Here is an 18,396-nt window from a genome sequence, read left to right on the forward strand (position 1 = left end):
ATTATAAAGCTAGTGGCGGCGTAAAGCCGCCACTAGCTTTAGATCAATCGAATCCGTACATTTTTCTTATGCTCCAACTGCTTCAACAGGCGATCGCGTAGGGTATCGACCAAGGCATTTACCTCTTCAGGATTGCGAAGTTCGCGATTGCGTAAATCAGTAAGCACATCAAGGGTAAGCACCTGCTCTTGAGTCTCTTCGGAAATGAGGCGATCAAGGGTGGCATTAGCTTCCATTTCCGCTTGCTCTAGCTGTCTTACAGCCGAGTCGCGTAATTGAATCAGTGTGGGATAGAGGGCATCTTCTGTGGTTTTGATTTCGGCTTGTCGAATCGGACGGATCACATAGTCGGCTTTGTCTTCACTGAGTCGTGCAAAACCCTGCCGCGTCTTTACCCTTGCCGCCACTGCCTCTAATTGCAAATATTGAGCATCGAGCAGTTCGCGCCGCACCTCCCGATAGCGAGTGGCGATCGCCTCAATGTTCGGGGTTAAACTTGCCAGATCGCGCCAAGGACGTTCCGCTTGCAGTTGTTGACGCAGGGCGATCGCCATCAGTTCGAGGTCTGCTAATTTGCCCATACCGCGCAACTGTTCCACGCAATGACTATAGACCTCATGGGCTTTTTTTACTTGAGTGATCGCTTCATTGGTCAGTTCGCTATTTTCGATCCCAAGGCGCTGAATCCCATCTTGCAAGGTATCTAAATGTTTTTTGACAGCTCTAACCGTGTCTTCGATTTGGCGCGATTGACAGCAATCGGTGAGGGCTTTTTGCAATTTTTGCAAGCTGTCAGGGAGTTGGTGGCGATCATCACCATTTTGATCGGCTACATCCTGTAATCGTAAGGGTAATCGGTTATATTTTCCCTCTAGCTCCCGCAATAGCGATGCTTTATAAGGAAAATATTTAAACACAGCATCGGCGATCGCCTCTTTCTCACGGTCTAGTTCTACTTGCAAATGGTCATTAAAGAATTTACAAATGGCAGTGCGATCGCGAACGGTGATATCACTTTCTGTGGCAAGTAAAATTTCTGCCTTTTTCAGATCGCGCTCTTTTTTAAATAAATCCTCCACACCCGCATCGGCATAGGAACTAATCATTTGCTGATTTTCAGTACGGATACGAATTTTATTCGCCCGTAACAGTCCCAACAGGCAAGCCCGCACCAGATCGGAAGCGTAGCCATAGGGCGCACTGCCAAATATGGTTAATAGACTATTGCCAGCCATGCCATTATTTTTGGCAATCTCGTTATAGATCAGTGTCGGTATTTCGCCGTTACAGGTGGGGACATATTTCCCTGCATCGAGGCTCAAGATCCCTAATTCTCGCTCCATAAACTTAGGCGATACTCCTGAAAGTTGTTTTTTGAACAATTGTTCTAATTCACTAGGAGCGATCGCCATGTCCTGAAAATAGGTATAGACCTCTGGCAAAATGCTCTCGGCAGTGCGTTGCAATAAGCTCGAAAATGTCGAACCCTGCGAGTCCAGTTGCCGACCCCGAAAATAAAAAGTTCCCCGCACAAACGCATTAGCGATCGCTTCTTTAAGACTTGCATCTAGGCGTTCCGCTTCTGATTGCTCCTCGATCAGCAATCGTTGCTTATTAGGCGACAACGCTGCAAATCTGCCTTGATATTTACCGATCATTTGCCGCGATCGCACCTGTCTTCTCGCTAGTTCAGGAACATCCACCACATTACCGACAATCCACAACAGGCGATCGCGATAGGTTTCTTGTCCACTCTGAGCAATCCAGATCGTGACATCTTCTCTAAGATCATCACGAATGTAGCGCAAATCGACTATGGCTGTCGCCGCATCATTGGGTGAGATCAGACGCTCATCCTTGCGCTGACGTTCATCGCTAAAGTAAGCCTGCCAACGGAAAGAACGTCCTTTATATTTAGGTGGTTCACTATTGCCAACGAGATCCTTGAGTTTTTCCATCAAGAGCGCGGTCAGTTGATCATCAGTCACACCCGAACTATCACGCTCCCTTTGCCATTCCTGCCCTGCGGAACTTTGCAGTTTATAGCCCAACTTCTCAGAATAAGTAATATGTCCGCGATCGCGTAATTTATCGAGGGCAATCTGTACCTCTGATTCATTGTTACCAGCGCCGAGTTCATCATAAAGACATTGACTAATCAATTTTGTCGTTGTGGGCTGTGCTTCTTGAATTAGTTGTAATAAAGCGATCGCCTTCGCCACTTTGAGGGTAATGAGATTATCGACAATTTGGCGATCGCTCAAGATCCGCGTCATCGTATTTTGAGTATCCACATCCAGCGCCGTCTGCTGAATCTCGTAGATCGCATCAATGGTAACTAAGGCTCCTAAGTTGCGATCGCCTAGATTCTGGGTGCGAAAGAGTTCCCCTAACATTTGCAGCAACCCGCGCACGGCATAGTCATCACCCTTGACACGGGTTGAGGTCAAGCGCAAGCTACTGGTAATCTGCATAAACAGATCGATGTAGTTGGGCAGTAGGGGATAAACCTCTAGAAAATCCTCTTCCGAAATATTTTCACAGCCATAGGCATAGAGCTTCAAGTCAGAACGATGTTGTTGAAACAAACTCCGCAACTCTACTTCATGGACAGGTGACTTTTGCAATAGCCGCTTATGCACCACATCGCGAATATTCGCAGGTGTTAGATGTACGCGATATCTAGGCGGAAAGCGATCCTTGAGCTTGCCAATATTGCCTTGGTCGATGCCGTCCTCTAGTTGCTGCTGTCCCGTTGCCAATAGCCACACTCGCCCCTTCAGTTTTTGACCAAGATCCTCCACAAAAGACTGCAATTTCAGCATTCGATTGTCATTTTGATGAATATATTGACTGACTTCATCAATGGTAATAAACAGAGTTTTGCTAGGAGCGCGATTATTGAGCATGGCAGCGATCGCCTTAGTCGTATCATCCACAGCCGAACCTAGCCCCGTTCTATTGCCAGCCCGACTATCGATCCAACTCATCGGCTCAATGTACTTTTCAGGCTCAAGACGATGCAAAATCAACGAAAAATCTTCTTCGGCTAATTCACTATTTTTGATCTGCTCCCAAGGTTTACCAATTGTGGCGATCGCACATTCTAAAAAAGTATCCCAACGCCCATCAATCTCTAACTTCAGTTCATGCTCCGCCACATAGTTACTGGTTTTGCAATAGCCCAACCGCTTTTGAATTTCCCGCTTCGCCACTTGGTGAATATCTTCATTATCACGGGCTAAAGAGCCAATATCAAACACGACGGCGATCGCCTCGATGCGCTTGGTTAATTTTTGCCAAACCTCTCTAAATTCAGCAGACTTAGGCGAATCATCCCGCGCCAATAAAGCATCAGCAAGTTTTTGTCCATTAGGCATTTGGCGATCGTCTAGCGCCAGTCCTAACAACTTGGCAAAGCTCGATTTCCCTGAGCCATAAAACCCCGAAATCCAAGCCGCAGGCAAGGTCACACCTGCTCGACTTGGTTGTTCTAAATCTTGGGCGATCGCCTTAAGTAAGCGCACAAACTGCTCATGAATGCCCTGATTGGTGCGAGTATGGCGCGGATCATCTTCAGCATAGCCCCCCGTAATGATGTATTCCGAAACCTCTTCCCATAATTTAGCTGGCTCCTGTTCATGGAAATAGACCACAGGGGCAATGTCCCGCGTTACGTCCCTAGCAAAAATATCTTTAACAAGCATCGTGTTTTCTCCAATTATTTATCAAAAGCGATAATTGCCCTCATCCCCCAGCCCCTTCTCCCCACTTGGGAGAAGGGGAGCAAGAGAAATTATTGAGTTTTTCTTGTCCCCCCTCGCCCTTAATGAGAGAAAGGGAGCAAGAGAAGTTGTTAAATTTCTCTTATTCCCCCTCGCCCTTAATGAGAGAAAGGGAGCAAGAGAAGTTGTTAAATTTCTCTTATTCCCCCTCGCCCTTAATGGGAGAGGGGGCTAGGGGGTGAGGGTCAAGAATAAATGCGGGGACGATAATCGCGATCGGTGGTTTGTTCTCCCATAAATGATAGCGAACTTACATCTTGTCTGTCTCCAGGGTAGAGCAGAACGATCGGTAGATTGCTCGTCTTGCCATCAAGATGACGAAGTAATCCTGATGAACGAAAGAAAGGATACAAACCTCCCGCACGGCTTAAAAGGATTAACTTTTTGTCAGGTGTAGCATCAGGCATAAACCCATTGATTTTCCTAATTATGTCCTGTGCAATCCCATCAGCCCCTTCAACTTCAGGAGTTAACTTTTCCTTGAGATAGTTCAAACCGCGATCGCTGGTCTTATCCGCTAACCTCTTTTCCATCGCAATTAATCGCTCTAGAACCTGTGGCGACTTATTTTTTAATCGCTCAATAAATAGTTGCAATAGCGATATAGGTAAAACATTCCAACCCACGGCTTGCAATTCATCTTGCATTTGTTTCAGCTTGCGACGCATCTCAAACTCCCGATCAGGTGGATAAACCGCGATCGCAAATTGATAATTCCGCATGGTGCTAATTTTTGCGCCACCTTCTGCTATGAGGTCAGTCTTGAGAGCAGATACCACCCGATCAACGGCACTAGCCGAACTACGATTAGTCATGACTCCAATCTCTCCCGATCCAATCGCAATGCCCAATCCTTGAGATCGACACATTGCCAACCAAAGTCAATCAGTTCTCCCATGCGGCGAAAATCAATATGTGGTAACCGTTGTAAACGACTCTCTAACAAGCTCCCACTCAAACCCACCGATCGCCAGTAGGGATTATCTAGCAAAGTTCCCTCAAAAGTTAAACCGCGTAAAAAATATAGCCAATATTCTACAGCGCGATCGCTCACTTGGGGATATAGCAAATTGCGTTTACCCATCTTGTCCGAACATAGCCCCGCCGATGCTGCTGCCGCAATTAGCCCTGTTGCCATTCTGGCGATCGTCGCAGGCGACCAATGATCACGTCCCATGTTTTGACTGACCCAACGTCCTACAATGTCGCGATCAATCATTGCTTCCGTAATATCTGCACTTAAAGTCCGTCGTTGTCCCAAATAATGATCGGTAAAAGCGCGATAAAGGGGATCGGCCAGTTGTAAATGCCAATGACAGAGATTGCGCCGAGTTACCAGATCGCGGGGCTGCCATTGCTGCAAAACCAATAGCGCCGCAGGATAAGCATCATAACGTTGCGAAAACTCCTTCAGCAGTAACTGCGTCCGCGCCATACTCTTACTACCAAACCAACGCTTCTCAAAGGCTATTTCCGCAAGTTGATTGATTTTGTCAGTTTTAGTATCAGCTTTATTATTAATGCGATCGCAAATCTCTGGCTGGTAATTTTGCCAGTAACTATAACTCTCTTCGATCGCCAAAGGAACACGCATTAGCCTTGTATGCAACTGCACGACCTCCGCGCCATAATTTGCAGATAAGTCCATAGATAAATCCATATTTGTATTAATAACTTTGATGTTATCCAGACCCTCACCCCTAGCCCCTCTCCTAAAAGCTACGCTGTACACATAAGTCTCTCTATCTACGTTTTAAGGTTTAGATCCCCCCCAGCCCCCCTTGAAAAAGGGGGGAGAATTTTCTTCTTCCCCTTTTTTCAAGGGGGATTGAGGGGGATCATTAGTAACTCACGATATAGCAGATAACTTGTGTGTACACGGTAGCTCCCAAAAGGGGAGAGGGGAACAAGAAATTAATCTTACTCCCCTTCTCCCTTAATGGGAGAGGGGGCTGGGGGGTGAGGGCTGCGCCTTAATCAATCCGATAAAACGGCATTGAATAATTTTGATCAAATGGGACAAGCGCCGCAACTAGAAACAAGAGATTTTGTTGGTCAGAATCAGACCTTCTAATCTCCCTCCCGCCAGCCACAAGTTCATATTTACTCTCACCACAGCGATCGCTAATTTGCTTAGCGATCAACCCACGATCAAAACCATCTTCCCATGCGATCGGCAACTTCAAATTTTCACCCAGCCGTTTTCTTGTCGCAAGGCGATCATACAATTTCTCATCTAAGTCAAATCCCCAAAAGAAAATCGTCCGTAACTTGTCAGGATTAGCCATTCTTTGTCTAGCCCGCCGATCCGTAGCGATCGCCGCCTCACGAGCAGCTTCCCACCCTGCATATAACTTTGTACGTGGCAACAATCGCACTAGGAGATCGCCACCACCCAGATCATCGATTAAATCAGTGCGCCACCAACCTAATCGTGATGGCTCACAGTTTGCTTCACCTATCCATGCGATCGTCATTTGCCAATCCAAGATCATATCTAACAAATCTAGATCAACTGCAAGAATACTCATATAAGTTTCTAATCCTCTTAATTTCTCTACACCGATCAAAAACGCATCATATATCAATATATGGCAAAGCAAGTTTTGCTTAGGACATAAAACCCAAGAAGCGAATAGCGGCGCTTCGCGCCGCTATTCGCTTCTTGGGTTTTGGTTTGTACTAGACTCTTTTTTTGCTGTATGACTTTGTAAAGTCATATATTGATATATGATGTCCTTGATTGTTTAGACATATCAACAAATGCAAACCCGAATTGCCGTTCTCAGTAATGCAGGTGGAAGTGGCAAAACCACATTATCCGTGCATATTGCTTATGAAATGAGCCTTTACGGATTGTCAGTTGCCTTAATGGATCTCGATCCCCAAGGCTCCTTGAGCCTTTTTTGCGGTTTGCCACAACCCGAACCCGAACAAACTCTAGCGTCAGTACTAAACAATGATTTTTCTGGACAATGGCCCTTAGAAAAGTGTTGGACAGAAACCACTAATAAAGTAGAGGTAGTCCAAGGAGGGATGATCTTAACAAGAGTCGCCGATGAAATGGTATTACATCGCCGAGGAGCCTATTTACTAGGCGACTGTCTCAAAGACCATCCTATCTCCCACGATCTAATTATCTTTGACTGTCCTGCAACCCTTGGACCTTTGACCTTATTAGCTCTATCAGCTTGCACCCATGTTTTAGTTCCAGTCCAACTTGAGCCAAAGTCAATTCAAGGCTCTGCCAAATTAATCGAATGGGTGTATCACAACAGCAAACAACTAAGGCTAGATCCTCAACCTCAGGTCATGGGATTTGTACCTAACCAATACGATGCCAGACGCGCAACCCATCGCCAAATATTAGAAGATCTCCCAACTCAACTTGACCAATTAAAGATTCATTGTTTCCCTCCTGTTAGAGACTCAGCAGAATTTATCAACGCCAGTGGGCAAGGTTTACCATTACATCTATATCGCCATCAGCATCCCGCCCAAGCTGACTTCAAAGAAGTTTCTGAATATGTTGTTAAGTTAATCGGCAAGAAAGTTAAGAGGAAAAAATAATCATGGCAGCTCGCAAAGCCCCCAATATCGCTGACTACTTCTCAGGAGCAAAACAAACTCAACAACTGTCCAATGCCGAGGAAGAGATTGCTCAACTCAAAACCGAAATTGAGAGATTAAGAGCATCTGGCTCCGAGGAAGTCGAAACTCAGCTATCCACATTAAAGGAACAATTAAAGTCTCAATCTGGAGTAGTAGATTTAGAAATTACCCAAATTATTCAAAACCCTGATCAACCCCGTCGGACTTTTCTGAATGAGAGTATTGAAGCCATGTCTCAGTCCTTAGCATCAGATGGTCAGCTTTCACCAATTATTGTCATTGCTCAAGAAGATGAGAACTATTTACTTTTTGACGGGGAGCGTCGATGGCGTGCAGCGAAGGATCTAGGATGGTCAACGATCAAAGCCGTGACGATGGATGAACCAAAGGATCTGCACCGTAAGGCTTTATTGACATCATTACATCGGGAAGATTTAAACCCTCTCGATAAGGCTGAAGCGATCATTAAAGAGATTTCGCTAAACGCAGGTTTAAAAGCTGATGACATCCCCAGAGTTTTATCGACAGTCATTCGTCGATTGAACAAGCAAAAGCGACTATCTGAAGTCATGGCTAATTTATCATCTGATTCCTCCAGCCAAAATGTGAAGTCAGATTATAACCATGTCAATGAAAGTGAACAGGCTATTTTAAAAATTCTACTGGAGTTACAACTCAATCCTGCTTCTGTTGATGCTAACTTGCTACCAATGTTGGGCTTAGCCGACGATCTCAAAGATGCAATTCGCAATCTGGGGCTAAAGGGTGTTCATGCGATCGCTTTGCAAAAACTTTCGGCAAAGAATCTAAATTTGTCACAAGCCAAGGCAAAACGACTAAGAGAGGATTTAACTAAAAAGGTTGTCCAAGAGAATTTGTCAGTTTTACAAACTCGCAAGCTGGTCAATCAGGCGATCGCTAAGTATAGTCCTAGCACAGAGAATGCAGTAGATGCAAATAAACAGTTAGGTAAAATCAAGCAAAGTGTTGATCTGATTTCTTCAGATTTACTACGATCTGCCGACCCTACAAGCTTAAGAGATGTCTATGATTTGCTAAAGCAAAAGATGACAGAAATTGAGTCTTTAATTTCATAGTCATCTAAGTTTAGGTTATTTGTGTTGGTCATATATTGATATATGACCGATTGTTAACAGCGGTTTTCAAATGAGCGTGGTACGAGCGTCACATTCGTAAAACCAGCCAAAGAAGTCAGAATCGGAAACAGAATTGAAAGCGAGAGTGATAGCCGCATGAAGCTGCTCAGTGGTTCTCGGAGCAATCGAACGCAGAATGGATTTGACTTTTGACCAAAACATCTCAATCGGTGATAAATCAGGAGAATAAGTGGGCAAGAAAATCAGTTTAGCGCCAGTATTCTCAATATTTTACCTTGCTCTTTCTCATTTGAAAACCGCTATATTACTCACTAGAGGATGCTAACGCCTCATAAAAAAGCAGTCCATCAAACAGGCTGCTTTTTTGTTGATTGCTTACAGCCTATTGAGGCTTTAAGGGGTACAGAGAAAATTTTGAAAGCGGCGTTTCAAAATTTTCTCTGGGTTTTAAGTTAGCGCAAAGCGCTGTACTCACTCGAATAATCGAAATAGCGACCTGCACTTTTTCGATTGGAAACTTGTTACCTCCAATTTTTTGTCTGGATGAACCAATTCCCCTACTCGCTAGGGGACGAGATCGATTGGAAACTTCAGCCTTAGATTCTGACAACGATTATAACTTCACCCCACTTCACCCCACTTCTCCCCCTCTCCCCCTACTAGATAACACTCATTGTTGTTGCACCTCTAGAACGGACAAAGTAGGTGCAACAACATTTAGGAGACGATCATGAACGATAAAAAATACGGTACTGCTCCCAGTCATACTCAAGCATGGATTTTTCAAACTTGGTTATCTTTTCTTGTCTCTATTTCTGCCACTTCTTTAGGAATTGTTTATCTGCCAGCAGATCCGTGGGTTAAAGGTTATTTAGGCATGGGTTTACTATTTACCGTCGGTTCGACCATTAATTTATCAAAAACTGTCCGCGATGTCGAAGAATCTAAACGCCTAATTAATCGCATTGATGAAGCAAAGTTAGAACGGATATTGACTCAGTACGATCCCTATAAGGAGTAGTTTTTTCCAGTCATTGGTTATCAGTTTTTTCGATTATTCTCACTCTTTTTACTAGCTTAGGAGAGTCTAATGAGTTGTTTGAAGAACCGATTGGTAAGCTTTTGTTTGATAAAGGTGTTGTCAATCTTCTTATTTTTAATGTTGATTTCCTTACTCACTCGAACAGGCGATCGCTAATAAATTAAACATTTAAAATCGCAATAAACTCACATTGCCACAAAAAAGCTACCCCACTCAAGAGAATGGGATATTATAGGATTAGCAATTGGGAATTTAGATCTTACTTTTTATTTTGAGAGGCAAGAGGTTATGGTTGCAATAGTTGAGAAAGAAAAAGTCTTAACTCAAAGCATTATTCCGAAAGGATGGATAGCAACAACTTGGGAAGATTTCTTGCAGATATCTCAGGCAGTAAGCAATGACAAGGCAAAATTTTACTATTTTCAAGGGAATTACTACAGCGAAATGGGTGTTGGCGCAGATCATGCTTTTGTAAATACAGTGGTAATCATTCTGATTTCACTTTACTGTATGAAGAGAAATATCTTGGCTAAAGGCTATACGAACTGTAGCTATCGCAAAGAGGGAATACGTGAATGTCAGCCAGATATTTCTTATTATGTAGGCGATCGCACTCAGAATGCACCTCAAAGTATCGCGATCGTCGATCTTGATGAAAGTTTACCCCCTGATATCGTGATTGAGATTGCCGATACCTCATTAGGCTACGACCTCGGTGCAAAGCGCTTACTATACGAAGAAGTGCGCGTTGGTGAATATTGGGTGATCGATGTCCAGAACATGAAAATCACTGCATTCCGTATTTTGCAGGGTTTAGGAAGCGAAAGGATTACAGAATCCTCTGTGTTGGGAGGATTACGATTGAGTTTATTAGAGGAAGCTTTACAACGTAGCCGTGAAATAGATAATTCCCAAATTGGTTCTTGGTTTATGGAGCAGTTAGGTTAGAGAGATAGATTTTCCCTGATTGCTATTAATTTTTGATGTTACGTAGAAAGAATCCTTGCCATAGCATAGCAGGGCAAGAGATTCATTATCTGCATTCCACGTAACATCAGCTAATTTGTTGCACTTAATTGCTAGGGCACGCGATCGCCTAAACAAAAAAGCATTCCGTCAAACAGGCTGCTTTTTTGTTTGCTTACTCACTCGAACAGGCGATCGCCTAAAAAGGGCACTGGTTGTTAAAGAAGTGATGAATAGCTACAAGGCTTATCCAGCAAGGATTTATGGTGATTGAGTAGCAAGGTCGTGAAAAGCTTGCCCAGAAATACTTTGAGAGACTTATCCCTCTTTAACAGTCCAGTGCCATTCTTTACAAAAGCAGGAATTTGACAACTATCGTTTTCCCTTACTCGCTAAGAGAAGCGCTCTATTGGGAACAAGTCCCCTGTAATAAGATTCAATTACAACTACAATGAATTAATTATAAAGTAGATGCTAAAAATAAAACTAATCACTCACCTTGGCTGGTTTCTGGCTATTTCTCTGGTGTCTTTGATGCCTGTTAACTCAAAGACAGATAAATTGTCAGAATTTTTGTTTTTACAACCTGCTAGCGCCCAGCAAAGCAACGTTGATTTGCTGGATTTTCTGAAATGTGAAGGAGATTGTCGTCAACTTCCCATTGACAATCGATTTCGCAACTCTCCAATTACCCAACGACTGATCAATCAATTGCCGAAATGGAGCAATATTTGTCAGAGCTTAACAGGCATAGGATTTTGTTCTGTGGCTAAAACCTATAGATTTAAGGATGGAACAATCTCTTTAAAAGCTTTAGGTACAGAAGGTTTCTTTACAGATATCAAGTTTAACTCTGGGATAAGCTCAGGAAGAGCCATGACGATCGCCAGACAATCTTTTAATGATGGCAAACCCTATGCTAAAACTGAAAATTTAAAAGATAAAATCATTTTGTACAGCGGTTCTTACGACAATGGCAATGAAACAATTTATTTACAACAAACTTACCTGATTTTAAATTCCCGTAATCAAGTTAATAGAATTGTCTCGATAGCGACATCTCCTTGATTTTTGGATAGTTTTTAAAATCTTAGAACTTACGCAAAAATGATTTAAAATCTGTATTCTATCGTAAGGGCAATTCATCAATCGTCCCTACGTCTTATCCTTTTGTATAAGTCCTAAATCTATTTCTATTGCTTCGCGTGAGAGTTACACCTACAAAAAAATTGATAAATAAAATGATTTTAAATTTAAGATCTATTGCTGTGCAAAGTTTCCTGCTTCTTTCGTTTTTAATGTTGAGTGGTTGCTCTAAAAGCGATCAGGTAGATGGTCAGGTGACTGCTCAAGCAAAGACTCAAGCAAAGACTCAAGTAACTGCGATCGCCAATTCCACTGTTCAGCCAAGTCAAATCCCAAAGCCATTAGTAACCAGTCAAGCAGTGAGTACGAATCTCGAAACATCTAAGCTCAAAAATCTGAGACTACAACCAGTCCCCCCCAATGGTTTCCATCAACTCAATGAAATCGGTTTAAAGTATTTTCAAGGTATGGGACCTCTAGAATATGCGGTGCGATTAACGGGTATTCCTACCACTCCAGCGTGGCGCATTAGGTTGCGGCTCTATCCTAGTAATGAAAAATTAGGACGCAGCTATCGGGTGAAGGTAGATCATTACAACTTATCGCCAGCTTTATATCGTGATGTCGTCAGTGCCTATGGAAGAGAAAATGCCGATCCGAGTCTAAATAATACAACTCCTCACCAACATATCCAGATGGTTTTTATTCCAGTGATGAATGTAGCCGCCAATTTTGAGGAATCATCCCTACAGCAATCGCAATCCAGCGTTACCCAAAACCCTCGCGATTGTGGACTAGGGTTTGGTTGTGCCGATCTATTTAATGAAGCAGATGACTCGCAATGGGTCAATGAGCAAAAACTGAATTTGGTACGCGCCCCTTGGGAGCAGATGCCCAACAACATTTATGCCATGGTGCGAGGTTTGGCGGAGCAATCAGGTAAACTACAACTCAATGGAGATGAGATGTTCTGGACAGATGGAGAAATTCCTGAAGGGATCAGTAGCACTCGCCCTTGGATCGAAGTCTTGATCGATAACTATGCAGGTAATGGTGGTGGCTATCAAGCCCATTGGATTCAACGTGCTGCCGATGATAGCATCAGAGCCTCTGCCTTTCGGATGTATACAGATGAAAGGATGGAAGGAAATGCGATCGCCTCTCGTTCTTATGTCTGTTCACGCGGTAATGTAGCTGGCAAGCTCCGCACCAGATGTCCCTAAATTTATGGATTTAGGTCTGTAATCCAGTGCAAAGCGTTGTGAGGTGAAAAAATAGCAATCATAAATAACAAAATCACTTTTTAGGACTACTAGGCTTAGCGACTTTACTAGATGATCGCTGTAGACATTCCTAAAGCTGAAGGTTCGAGAACCTTACCCTTGAGTAAAACATAGGTGCGATCCTTCAGCGTCTTGACGATCGCCGCAAACGTACTCGGTCTACCCACACCCTGACGCTCTAGCACCTGAACTAGCTTTGCCTCGCTATATCTAGCAGGAGGTTGAGGTCATCGAGAACAGGCAACTGCTCAATCCGCTCATGAAGCGATTCGTCCTACCTATTTGAGTATTACTCCAAAAACGGTTAGAGATCATCTCAGTGCCAAACAGCATCAACTCTATGAGTTAATCTGGCGCAGAGCCGTGGCTTCTCAATGTGCTAATGCGCTGATTCAAAAAAGTCGGGTGATTATTCAAGCTGGTTCGACGCTTTGGCAGACTAGGGGCAGTATTCTCACCTTTGCGGGTTATACGCGCTATTGGAATGATTTGAGTAAGGATAAACATATTCCTGCTTTAACAAGCGGTCAAACTTTGGCTTTGGTAAATGCGGGCTTTACGCAGAAACAAACTCAACCTCCTGCTAGGTATAGCGAGGCGAAGTTGGTACAGGTACTAGAGCGTCAGGGTGTGGGTAGACCGAGTACGTTTGCGGCGATCGTTAAGACGCTGAAGGATAGAACCTATGTGTTGCTCAAGGGTAAGGTGCTTGAACCTTCGGCTTTGGGAATGTCTACGGATGAGGTGTTGCATAAAACTTTTCCTGATTTGCTCAGAGCCGATTTTACCGCAGGGATGGAGACGACTTTGGATGAAATCTCGGTGGGTAAATTGGAGTGGCAAAGCTATTTGATTGGTTGGCATCAGTCCTATTTTCAGCCGATGCTGGCGAGGGCATATACGAATCTTGGTGCGGATTTACAGCCAAGTAATCGTAAAAATGAACTTTCGGATGTGGCTTGTCCTGCTTGTAGTAATTCACTCAGTAAAATTCCTTCTAAAAAAGTGAGTGGTGGGCATTTTCTCAAGTGTGAGCATGGCTATGAGAATCTGGTCATGTTTTGGAGCGATCGCCGTAATCAGTGGGAGATTCCTCAACCGAAGGGCGAAAATGCAGTGACGGCGGAGGTGACTAGTTTTGCTTGTCCTGTCTGTGGTAAGCCTTTGGCTAAGTTTCCCTATGCGAAGGATGGTGTGGATAAGGTGATGTTGAAGTGTGCGGATGTTCAGGCGCGGCAACGCAAGGATCATGCGGATGTGGTCTTTTTCTGGTCTTCTCAGGAGAGGTGGTGGTCGAAGAAGTTTGGTGATTTGGATGAGGCGGCTAAGCCGAATTTGGGTAAGACTGGAACTGGGAAGGAGAAGAAAACTGCTCAGGGAAAGTCAAAGCGATCGAGTAAAGTCACTAAGCCTAGTCCGAAAAAGTTGTCTTGATTATAGTGTTTGACAAAAATTGGCAATATTTGCCATAATTGAATTGTCAGAAATATACATAACTACTAGCTATGACTACAGTAAATATCTCTGTTCCTGATTCTATGAAGACTTTTATCGATGAGCAGGTTTCTAAGGGTGGCTACAGCACTACGAGTGAATATATTCGACAGTTGCTGCGTCAAGAGGCGGAGAGGGTTGCTCAAGCGCGTCTGGAAACTTTGCTGTTAGAGGGTTTGGATAGTGGTGAGGCGATCGAGATCAATGATGATTGGTGGCAACAAAAACGGATTCAACTTCTTGAGAGACTTCGCAAAAAGTAATGAGAAGTATGGTTATGTATGATGGTTGTGATAAATCCAGTTAAATCCTTAGAAAATATGAAAGAACAAAATTTGTTAAATCGGATCTCTTCTAATCCTAGAGTGATGGTGGGAAAGCCAGTCATTAGAGGGACTCGATTATCTGTTGAGTACATTCTCAATCTGCTGGCTCATGGTGCAACTGTGACGGAGATTTTGGAAGAGTATGAAGGTTTGGTTGAGGCGGATATTAGGGCTTGTTTGCTGTTTGCATCTCGTGCGTTGGAAAGTGCAAGTTTTATGCCTTTGGCGGAGATTGCTTAGGTGCGGTTTTTGGTGGATGAAAATACGGGTGTTGTGGTTGCGCGTTGGTTACGCAATCAAAATCATGAGGTTTTCTCGGTCTATGAGGAGGCAAGAGGGACTGATGATGATGAAATTCTGCAAAAGGCTTGGGATGAGAATTGGATTTTGATTTCTTGTGATAAGGATTTTGGTGAAAAGGTTTATCGGGAACGAAGACTACATCATGGTGTGGTTTTGCTTAGGCTTGAGGATGAGCGGAATGCTAATAAAATCAATGTTTTACAAAGTTTATTAGAAAATTATGCGGGGCAGTTAGCGGATAGTTTTGTTGTGGTTACTGAAAAACAGGTTAGATTAGCTAGGGCTTTGTCTTGAGATATTTAGAAAAAGTTGAAAGTTATAAAGTGAATAGCGATCACCTCTCATCAAAATCAATCAGCGATCGCACTGTGTAGAGTTAACAGGCTGCAAGTTTAGTGATTAGTGGTATCGCTAAACGTGAACCAAGAACTATTTGTGATGCTGCTACTATTGCAGGAGATGCGAAGAAGGGAACTGTCAATTCTGGAACAAAGGAGATAGCTAATATACTCAGCGTATAGAATGCTGCCGTACTCATAGCAGTTTTTGTAGCTGAAACCTGAAGATATTCCATAAATTCATCGACTGTAATTTCGCCACTTGCAAGTTCGATTAAGTGAATGCTATTTTCTGCTATCTCATCAATCAAAACTGCTGTAACCGTTGCTTTAGAGCCAATTTTTATAATATCCTTACTGTTCTTAATAATAGCTTCAGCTCCATTACGGAAGATACTACGGATGATTTCAACCTGTTTTACATTAGCATTACCACGCACTTGATTTACCTTACTATTTTCCAGAAAGATATTAGTAGAATCAGAACTACCACCATTCGCATAACTGTCGATATGGCTGCCAACTTTTGTTTCTAACCAATCAAGAACTTTTTTTTCGCTACTCTCTACGAAAGCTGGAATTTTTTTGAATAGTTGAAACGCATCTGTACAAATACGTCGGACTCCTCCTCTCATACCTGCTGTTCTCATTCTCCTTGCAACACTAGGCATCGCATTTAATAGTTCAGAAAAATCTTGTGGTATACCTTGCAAAGATTTATTAATCGTGGTGTATGTAGCTGCCCCAACAGCTACCCCGCTAACTACTAAGCCATACAAATCAACATTATCAAAATTGTCTACTGCTTGTTGATAAGTTTGGATTGTGGCTTTACTAGCGCCATCTAGTGTTGCTTGTAAGTTAAGTTGTAAATTTGCAATGTCATTAGAAGATAGTTTAAAATCTGGTAAATCAATACTTTTGATGTCTTTTAGAATTTCAGACGCGCTAGGAATATCTATGTTAGGCAGTTGGATACGATTAACTGTTGTTGAGACTTGCTCCTTTGTAGTTTCTATAAACTTGGTCGTACCATCAAGCGCATTCTGAATATTTATTTCTGGGATTCCCCAAGAAATCATATTACTCGCAAAAACTGGAGGCGTATGAGCTACAAAAATCGTCAAGGCAAGGACAATAGAAATTATTTGCTTAAAAAACATGATGATTTATTTGATGTAGAATTTTTAAACTGTTTGTTATTTCAAAAAACTTAATGAATCTGGCTGCTTGATATGTTCAATCTCTTGTATTGTCTGCACCCAGTCTTGTCTTAATCGTCTACGCTTTTCCTCTTCGCTGAATTCATCACCCCAAACATCTGAAGCAACTTCCTGTAGAAAAATTTGCCATTCAGTACGAACACCTTCAGCGCGTAATACACGATCAGCAAACTCTTCGACAATAGCGAAAGCTGCTTGACTTGGCTCTTTTAAAAGGCTTTTAAGTTCCTTTTCGCAGTTATCAACGGCTTCAGATTGAGCCTTGGAAAGATTAAGAGCAATTCTCTCGGCGGGGGAAGATGTATCTTCTTCTACTCCTAATAGATAGTCCCATATAATACTTCCACTTTTATCTTTCTCAAGCTTATATTTTGTTCTATTGGGAGTTAAGACATCTAGGTGTCTTCTAATTCTATGTTGAACTAGTCCACGATATTGAAGCTCAAAAGTTGCGAGTGTTTGAAAACCAAGTTTTAGACCAGTCAAGTCATCTGGAATTTTTTCTGATAGATTATTTAAAAATTCACTGCCATCGCCTTCCGCAATTTTTCCTAATTTACACTGAGTCTTGAGAATATTGACGACACGACACTTTGCGTTCTCTAAAGACTCCTTTAGTGCAATATCCAAAGAAAGAAATTGTTTTGAAAGATGAGTACGCACTTCATGCAAGCACTCAACATAGGCACTCATATATGCACCCTTACAATCATTTTTCTGCTCAATTTCTTTCAAATCGGGAATTCCTGTTTCTAAACGACAAGTCGTAATCGCAGAATCAACGGCTACATTAAAGCTTTGATCGTCGGTGTCTCTTTCAGAAATCATTGATGAAGTTAGATCTTGAAGCTCTTTTGTTAAATCCTTCCAAAATTTTTCAGAAAGTGTAGTGAATATCCGAAACCAGCCATCGCCTCCTGTTCCCAGAGATTTTTTAGCTTTTTCTAACTCACTAGAAATATCTCTTTGTATCTGAACTAGTCTGTCTTGACAGGCGGACGCATATTGTCGATCTAATACCTCAACTCTTTGTCCCAGATAATCAAGAACTCGATCTAATATTTCAGTTTGTGCTTCTTTTGAATCAGAACAATCTGTGATTACAACATCTTGGACACGAATATTTTTTTCTGAGATTGTTTCAGCAAGGCTTTTACAATTTCTCAGATTGTCAGATTTTTTGTCAGCGTCTCCCGTAACTCGGTTGAGTACCATGAAAGACCATTCTTTTACAGGAAGGTCAATTAATGCTTTATTAGCCAAAGTGTAAAGTGAAACATCTACATCTGCCCAAAAATCACCCATACTATCTGGTTTTCTTACGAATAGAACTAAGTCTATGTCCTGCCCTAATGTCTTGATCATTCGCTCTGGATCACCAATCCCAGTATCTCCCAGACCTGGCATATCAACTAAAACAATTTGTCCAATATCTACGTTTGGGAAAGAGCAGACAATTTTCACTTCACGAACAGCCAAATAACTGAAGTAGTCACGTTTACCATCTACTGTATCTTGAGCCACATACTCGCGAATTTGATTTTGGTTAATACGAAGAGGAATTTCTGACAAAAAATTACTATATTTATCAAGATATGGTTTATGGTATCTTTGCAAATGTCCATATTTTGTTTCATCTTGAGCATTCCGTAGCTCTTCAGGAAGTATTGGTAATGCATTAGCAAATTCTTGAATATACTTTAGACGGTCAGAACTTGAGCTTTGAGAAAATGGGATAATCGGCTAAAGAATTTAATACTGCCGCCAAAATTAATTCATGATTACAATCGAATTTTCAGAAGACGAGAAGAAAAAACTAC

Annotated in this window: 16 protein-coding genes and 2 pseudogenes; 10 read left to right on the forward strand and 8 right to left on the reverse strand. The window is 42.4% G+C overall.

The window, feature by feature from the left end:
• Positions 1–38: 38 nt before the first annotated feature.
• The 4 genes from brxC to brxE all read right to left on the reverse strand — a co-directional run bounded on the left by brxC (position 39) and on the right by brxE (position 6,316).
• Positions 39–3,707, reverse strand: a complete 3,669-nt coding sequence (gene brxC / locus VB775_RS18705; protein WP_281009666.1) for a BREX system P-loop protein BrxC — start codon at positions 3,705–3,707, stop codon at positions 39–41.
• A 263-nt stretch (positions 3,708–3,970) separates the two neighbouring features.
• A complete protein-coding gene (locus tag VB775_RS18710; protein ID WP_281009665.1) occupies positions 3,971–4,600 on the reverse strand; it encodes a DUF1788 domain-containing protein in 630 nt (209 codons plus the stop codon).
• A complete protein-coding gene (locus tag VB775_RS18715) occupies positions 4,597–5,433 on the reverse strand; it encodes a BrxA family protein (RefSeq protein ID WP_281009664.1) in 837 nt (278 codons plus the stop codon). Before VB775_RS18715 ends, VB775_RS18710 begins: the two co-directional genes overlap by 4 nt.
• A 325-nt stretch (positions 5,434–5,758) precedes the next feature.
• Positions 5,759–6,316 carry a BREX-6 system BrxE protein gene (gene brxE, locus VB775_RS18720; RefSeq protein WP_281009663.1) on the reverse strand — a complete coding sequence of 186 codons (558 nt, stop codon included), beginning with the start codon at positions 6,314–6,316 and terminating at the stop codon, positions 5,759–5,761.
• Between the two features lie 232 nt (positions 6,317–6,548).
• On the opposite strand from brxE, the gene VB775_RS18725 reads away from it, so the two are divergent.
• Together VB775_RS18725 and VB775_RS18730 are read left to right on the forward strand one after the other, a co-directional pair.
• Positions 6,549–7,355: a ParA family protein gene (locus VB775_RS18725; protein ID WP_094536001.1), complete on the forward strand. Its 807-nt coding sequence runs from the start codon at positions 6,549–6,551 to the stop codon at positions 7,353–7,355.
• Positions 7,356–7,357: 2 nt separating this feature from the next.
• Positions 7,358–8,494, forward strand: a complete 1,137-nt coding sequence (locus VB775_RS18730) for a ParB/RepB/Spo0J family partition protein (protein ID WP_281009662.1) — start codon at positions 7,358–7,360, stop codon at positions 8,492–8,494.
• 66 nt (positions 8,495–8,560) lie between these two features.
• On the opposite strand, the gene VB775_RS26570 is transcribed toward VB775_RS18730, so the two are convergent.
• Positions 8,561–8,782 carry a transposase gene (locus VB775_RS26570; protein WP_407073016.1) on the reverse strand — a complete coding sequence of 74 codons (222 nt, stop codon included), beginning with the start codon at positions 8,780–8,782 and terminating at the stop codon, positions 8,561–8,563.
• Between the two features lie 463 nt (positions 8,783–9,245).
• On the opposite strand from VB775_RS26570, the gene VB775_RS18740 reads away from it, so the two are divergent.
• From VB775_RS18740 to VB775_RS18755, 4 genes are all read left to right on the forward strand, one after another.
• Complete coding sequence (locus tag VB775_RS18740) at positions 9,246–9,536, forward strand: YiaA/YiaB family inner membrane protein (RefSeq protein ID WP_281009661.1); 291 nt, start codon at positions 9,246–9,248, stop codon at positions 9,534–9,536.
• Positions 9,537–9,845: 309 nt separating this feature from the next.
• A complete protein-coding gene (locus VB775_RS18745; RefSeq protein WP_281009660.1) occupies positions 9,846–10,505 on the forward strand; it encodes a Uma2 family endonuclease in 660 nt (219 codons plus the stop codon).
• A 489-nt stretch (positions 10,506–10,994) separates the two neighbouring features.
• The gene (locus VB775_RS18750; protein WP_281009659.1) at positions 10,995–11,591 is read left to right on the forward strand and encodes a hypothetical protein; all 597 of its coding nucleotides are present in this window, start codon (positions 10,995–10,997) and stop codon (positions 11,589–11,591) included.
• 173 nt (positions 11,592–11,764) lie between these two features.
• Positions 11,765–12,832 (forward strand): hypothetical protein, encoded by a 1,068-nt coding sequence (locus VB775_RS18755; RefSeq protein ID WP_323216903.1) that lies wholly within the window; start codon positions 11,765–11,767, stop codon positions 12,830–12,832.
• 125 nt (positions 12,833–12,957) lie between these two features.
• On the opposite strand, the pseudogene VB775_RS18760 reads toward VB775_RS18755, so the two are convergent.
• Positions 12,958–13,116: pseudogene (locus tag VB775_RS18760) on the reverse strand (DNA topoisomerase); the annotation flags it as partial.
• Between the two features lie 31 nt (positions 13,117–13,147).
• Between VB775_RS18760 and VB775_RS18765 the strand changes: the two are divergent.
• From VB775_RS18765 to VB775_RS18780, 4 genes and pseudogenes are all read left to right on the forward strand, one after another.
• A pseudogene (locus tag VB775_RS18765) lies at positions 13,148–14,326 on the forward strand (DNA topoisomerase); the annotation flags it as partial.
• 71 nt (positions 14,327–14,397) lie between these two features.
• Positions 14,398–14,649 carry a type II toxin-antitoxin system ParD family antitoxin gene (locus VB775_RS18770; RefSeq protein ID WP_281009656.1) on the forward strand — a complete coding sequence of 84 codons (252 nt, stop codon included), beginning with the start codon at positions 14,398–14,400 and terminating at the stop codon, positions 14,647–14,649.
• Between the two features lie 57 nt (positions 14,650–14,706).
• Positions 14,707–14,952: a DUF433 domain-containing protein gene (locus VB775_RS18775; protein WP_281009655.1), complete on the forward strand. Its 246-nt coding sequence runs from the start codon at positions 14,707–14,709 to the stop codon at positions 14,950–14,952.
• Positions 14,953–15,309 (forward strand): DUF5615 family PIN-like protein, encoded by a 357-nt coding sequence (locus VB775_RS18780; protein ID WP_281009654.1) that lies wholly within the window; start codon positions 14,953–14,955, stop codon positions 15,307–15,309. It abuts the gene before it with no gap.
• An 82-nt stretch (positions 15,310–15,391) separates the two neighbouring features.
• Here the strand turns inward: VB775_RS18780 and VB775_RS18785 are convergent, their stop codons facing one another.
• A complete protein-coding gene (locus tag VB775_RS18785) occupies positions 15,392–16,516 on the reverse strand; it encodes a hypothetical protein (protein ID WP_281009653.1) in 1,125 nt (374 codons plus the stop codon).
• A 36-nt stretch (positions 16,517–16,552) separates the two neighbouring features.
• On the reverse strand, positions 16,553–18,148 hold the full coding sequence (locus VB775_RS18790) for a hypothetical protein (protein WP_281009652.1): 1,596 nt from the start codon (positions 18,146–18,148) through the stop codon (positions 16,553–16,555).
• Between the last annotated feature and the right edge of the window lie 248 nt (positions 18,149–18,396).

The organism is Pseudanabaena sp. CCNP1317, from assembly GCF_034931345.1.
GTDB lineage: Bacteria > Cyanobacteriota > Cyanobacteriia > Pseudanabaenales > Pseudanabaenaceae > Pseudanabaena > Pseudanabaena galeata.